Source organism: Streptomyces montanisoli, from assembly GCF_017813245.1.
Classification (GTDB): Bacteria; Actinomycetota; Actinomycetes; order Streptomycetales; family Streptomycetaceae; genus Streptomyces; species Streptomyces montanisoli.
The window spans coordinates 1-4,111 of the sequence record NZ_JAGIQL010000288.1; the positions used below are offsets into that span (position 1 = coordinate 1).

A 4,111-nucleotide genomic window follows, 5' to 3' on the forward strand; every position below is an offset into this window, starting at 1 on the left:
AACCTGGCGGCGGGCAGGGGCACGCGCGCGGGGACGGCTACGCCGCCCGCCGGCGTGTCGTGCTCGCCCGCCGGCGTGTCGTCCTCGCCGCTCTGCCGGGCGGCGGGCACGGGGCCGCTGTCGCCGATCTCGTCCGCGAGCTGGTGCACGAGGACGCCGTGCCGGAAGGCGGTGTCGCCGATCTCGGGGCAGCTGCTGCCGTACACGGTCAGCCTGCTGCCGCCGTCGGCGACCACCTCGACCGAACGCTGCCGCGCCCTGGCCTCCTTGCTGAGCGCGTCCGCGAGACGGGCGGCGTGCGGGGTCCTGATCGCCACGCGCGGGCGCAGCCGCGTCACCGAGAAGGACGCGGCGTCCTGGTCGGCCACGAGGCGCCCGGCGTCGATGGTGACGATCCGGTCGGCGGCGCGCGCGGCCTCCTTCGGGTCGTCCGTGGTAAACAGGACCGTGCCGCCCTGGGCGGCGTGTGCGTGCAGCAGCCCGTGCAGCCAGTTGGTCTCGCGGGGAGACAGGTCGGCGGACGGCGCGTCGAGCACCAGGGTGTGCGGGTCGCCGAGCAGGGCCGAGGCGATACCGAGCCTGCGGTCCATGCCGAGCGAGAGGTTGCCGAGGCGCTCGTCGCGCAGGGCGCCGAGCCCCACGACGTCGAGCAGTTCCTCCGCCCGGGACGCGGGCACCCCGGCGGCCGCGCACAACAGGCGCAGCTGGCCCTTCGCGGTGCGCTGCGGGTGGCCCGGCACATCGCCGAGCAGGACGCCGACCTCGCGCGCCGGCTGTGCGATGCGGTGCAGGGGCCTGCCCCTGAAGTAGGCGACGCCCCGGCCTTGTTCGAGGCCGAGCATGAGTCGCAGGGTGGTGGTCTTGCCCGCGCCGGACGCGCCGAGCAGCGCCGTGACCAGGCCCGGCCTCGCTTCGAAGGTCAGGTCGTTCACGGCGGCCGGCTGGTCGCGGCGGGGTGTGCTGGTAAGTCCGATGGCCTGGAGCATCGTTCATCTCTCGCAGGGGGTGAGACCGCTCCGCGGCAGAGCGAGTACTCCAGCAAGATAACGCTATATGTCCGATTTGCGACGTAAGGCGGAGTGTGCTGTGTCAGGAACGCCGCACGCGGCGTCAGATCTCCGGCCGCAGCATGGGCGGATTCAGCACGGTCGCGCCGCCGGCCCGGAAGAGCTGGGCCGGCCTGCCGCCCTGACGGGTCGTGGTACCACCCGAGGGGACCAGGAAGCCGGGTGTGCCGGTGACCTTGCGGTGGAAGTTGCGCGGGTCGAGCACCACGCCCCACACCGCCTCGTAGACCCTGCGCAGCTCGCCGACCGTGAACTCCGGCGGGCAGAAGGCCGTCGCGAGCGACGAGTACTCGATCTTCGAACGGGCGCGCTCCACCCCGTCGGCGAGGATGCGCGCGTGGTCGAAGGCGAGCGGGGCGGGCCGCTCGCCTTCACGCGCGAAGGCGCCGTCCCCGCCGAGCAGGTCCTCGACGGGCGCCCAGCGCGCACTGTGCGCGTCGCCGCCGGCGCGCGGCGCCGGCAGGTCGGGCGCGAGCGCCAGATGGGCGACGCTGACGACCCGCATCCTCGGGTCACGGCCCGGGGCGCCGTAGGTCGCCAGCTGTTCGAGGTGGGCGGCGCCCGCGGGGGCCGGCGGCGCGGCCGCCCGGGCGCAGAGCCCCGTCTCCTCGGCCAGCTCGCGCGCGGCCGCCTCGGCCAGGTCCTCGTCGCCCCGGACGAACCCGCCGGGCAGCGCCCAGCGGCCCTGGAACGGCGGCTCACCGCGACGCACGGCCAGCGTGCACAACGCTTGCCCGCGCACGGTGAGCACGACCAGGTCGACGGTGACGGCGAACGGGAGAAAGGCCGACGGGTCGTAGGGGGACATGCCGGTGATCATAGTCGTCTGCCTGACGATAAACACGCCCCGCGCAGGCTCGACTCCGGTCAGGCGTCGAGCCTGAGCCCGGTCGCGGCCTCCTCGACGACTCCGAGTCCCGATCGGCCGACCCGCACCGAGAACGCCTCTCCCGCGACCCGCAGGCCGGCTAGGCGTACGGCGCCGAGCGGCACCGCGCGCGGGGGGCGAAGCGCCACCCGCCCCGCGGGGGCGTCGGGCGCGATGCCGGCGAGCGACGTGACCACGTGGATGCCCGCCGCCGCGGCCACGGCGGCCGGACGGCAGGCGGCCGGATGGGGAACGGGCGCCCCGCCCTCGGAGCGGCGCCGCCCCGCGTACATCTCGGGCAGCCGGTACCCGAACGACTCCGCCGCGTCCATCAGTCCCTTCAGCAGCCTGCCCGACGCCTCCTCGTGTCCCGCCGCGGCGAGGCCGGAGACGGCGACCGCCGTCTCGTGGACCCGTACCGCCCCGGCGCGGTGCCCGAAGGGGTTGTGCCCCGGCTCCTTGCCGCCCAGGCCGCGCAGCCCCCATCCCGAGTCGAGCGCCGGGCTCGTCAGGACCTCCGCCACGCGCGCGCTGCGTGCCGCGTCCAGCAGCCCGGGTGCCCGGCCTCCGCGGCCGGACAACCCGGTGTCCAGCACGTGGGCCAGGTCCGCGCTCGGGTGGGCGAGCAGCCTGCCGCCGGCGGTGCGCGCGGCCGCCGGGCGGCCGCCTGACGGGTCGTCGATCCAGAAGGCGCGCAGGAAGCGCCGGCGCAGCTCGGCGGCCGCGTGCCGCAGTTCGTCGGCTCCCGGCCGGCCGCAGGCCTCCAGCAGGTCGGCGCCGAGCAGCGCCGCCCGGTGGGCGTGTGCCTGGGTGGAGAGGCGCCGAGGGCCGCCCGGGCCGGGTTCGGCGAGCGGCTCACCGTCGCCAAGTGCCGTACGCAGCCAGCGCAGGCAGCGTTCGGCGGCCGGCAGCAGCTCGTCGAGCTCCGCCTCCGGCAGGCCCCAGAGCCGGGCCTCCGCGAGGACCACGGGAAAGGCCAGCGTCGCCTCGGTGCCCGTGCAGCTCGGCGGCAGGTGCGGGCCCGCGTCCCTGAGCGGCCCGGGGATGAGGCCGAAGTCGGCGCCGGCGCCGCCCCGCTGGCTCCGCGCGATGGAGCGCAGCGTCGCCGCGGCGAGTTCCGTGCCGAGCGGCAGCGCCATCCTGACCGCCCACACGGCGTCCGCGGCCGGCGGTCCGCACCGCCAGGGCACGCCCGCCGCGGGGTAGACGTCCCTCGGCCCGCCTGGACCTCTCTTGAGCAGCGCGCCGAGGTCGTCGAGGCTCGCGGCGAACAGCCGCCGGATCCTCGGATCGTCGCCCTCGGCCTCGGCTCTCGACGGCAGGCCCCCCACCGAGCGACGGCCGGTGGGACGCAGCGGGCGACCCGTCCGGATCCGCAACTCGATCGTGCGGGAGCCGCCGGGAGGCAGTTCGACGGCCCAGCGCAGGAGACCGGGCCCCGCGAGGGCCTCCTGTGGGGGCGGTTCGGCGGTGACGACGGCGGTACTGCCGTCGGCGGCGGCCCACCGCAAGCCCCCGCCGTGGACGGTCGCCGGGAGTTCAGGGCCCGCGCGCCCTGCCGCGACGGCGGCGAGATCGGCGAAGTCGCAGCCGAAGGCGATCTCCACGGGAAACCTGCGCGGGCGGGAGGACGCGCTGTGCAGGGTGATCCGTTCGGTTCCGTCGGCGTGCCTGAGCCGTTCGACGCTGAGCTCGGGATCGGGCCCCGCGTCGGCGGGCGTACGGACCACGGAGAGGAAGCGTGCGCGGCCGGAGGAGACGGACGTGCCCTGGAGCGCCACGGGTTCGCGGTCCGCGACGCGCAGCCGGCAGCGGGAGAGCAGCCTTCGGCCCGCCTGGTAGTAGCCCTCGACGCCGGCGCCGGTGAGCTGGCCGTGATCGGCGCTGACGGCGAGGTGCGGCAGCGCGACGCACAGGACCAGCCGGTGCAGCGGTGGCGGCCCGCCCTCGGCGGCGGCACGCGGGGGATCGCTTCGTACGGGAGGGGCGATGGGGGCCATGGGTGCTCTGATGCGCCTTCTGTGGACCGGGCCGCCGGGAACCGGCGCGGCTCGTACGACTCCGACGCCTCTGTGAACGCCCTCGGCCGCGGCATGGTCACGGCTGTCACCCCTCGCTCCTGCTGTCGCGCCGGCCGCCGCGCCGCCGCGCCCGCCCTCTCGCCGCGCCGCCGCCG

Annotated in this window: 3 protein-coding genes; all 3 read right to left on the reverse strand. The window is 76.4% G+C overall.

The annotated features are described in order from the left end of the window. Positions 1-986 (reverse strand): ABC transporter ATP-binding protein (locus tag JFN87_RS32215; RefSeq protein ID WP_209345924.1); only part of this gene is annotated, 986 nt, incomplete at its 3' end. Between the two features lie 124 nt (positions 987-1,110). Further along, complete coding sequence (locus tag JFN87_RS32220) at positions 1,111-1,875, reverse strand: NUDIX hydrolase (RefSeq protein ID WP_209345926.1); 765 nt, start codon at positions 1,873-1,875, stop codon at positions 1,111-1,113. 59 nt (positions 1,876-1,934) lie between these two features. Then, positions 1,935-3,935 carry a glycogen debranching N-terminal domain-containing protein gene (locus JFN87_RS32225; protein WP_209345928.1) on the reverse strand — a complete coding sequence of 667 codons (2,001 nt, stop codon included), beginning with the start codon at positions 3,933-3,935 and terminating at the stop codon, positions 1,935-1,937. Positions 3,936-4,111 lie beyond the last annotated feature (176 nt).